Raw genomic sequence first — 520 nt, 5'->3', positions numbered from 1 at the left:
CTCCGCCGCAGGACACGACGGCGCCGGAGACGTCGGCGACGGTGTCGGGTACCAAGGACGCCTCGGGGAACTACGTCGACAGTGCGACGGTGACGGTGTCGGCCTCGGACTCGGGTTCCGGGGTGGACAAGGTCGAGTACGCGCTGGATGGCGGGGCTTATGCCACGTACACCGGCCCGGTGAAGGTGAGTGCTGTGGGTCAGCACACCTTGGCGTATCGGGCGTCGGACAAGGCGGGTAATACGTCGGCGGTGAAGTCGGTGTCGTTCGCGGTGGTGGCTGCTCCGCCGCAGGACACGACGGCGCCGGAGACGTCGGCGTCGGTGTCGGGGACGAAGGATGCCTCGGGGAACTACGTCGACAGTGCGACGGTCACGCTGTCGGCCTCGGACTCCGGTTCCGGGGTGGACAAGATCGAGTACGCGCTCGACGGCGGGGCTTACGCCACGTACACCGACCCCGTGAAGGTGAGCAGTGTCGGTCAGCACACCCTGACGTACCGGGCGTCGGACAAGGCGGG

At 68.1% G+C, this 520-nt stretch carries 1 protein-coding gene; it reads left to right on the top strand.

The genetic code is table 11. The features are described 5' to 3' along the window. Window positions 1-520, top strand: a 520-nt coding sequence (locus IE318_RS44580; RefSeq protein WP_189908504.1) for an OmpL47-type beta-barrel domain-containing protein, incomplete at both ends; no start/stop codon positions are given.

Source organism: Streptomyces spiralis (assembly GCF_014654675.1).
Taxonomy (GTDB): Bacteria; Actinomycetota; Actinomycetes; order Streptomycetales; family Streptomycetaceae; genus Streptomyces; species Streptomyces spiralis.
Note: the sequence above shows the minus strand (reverse complement) of the source record. Positions and strands in the feature narration are given on the sequence as shown.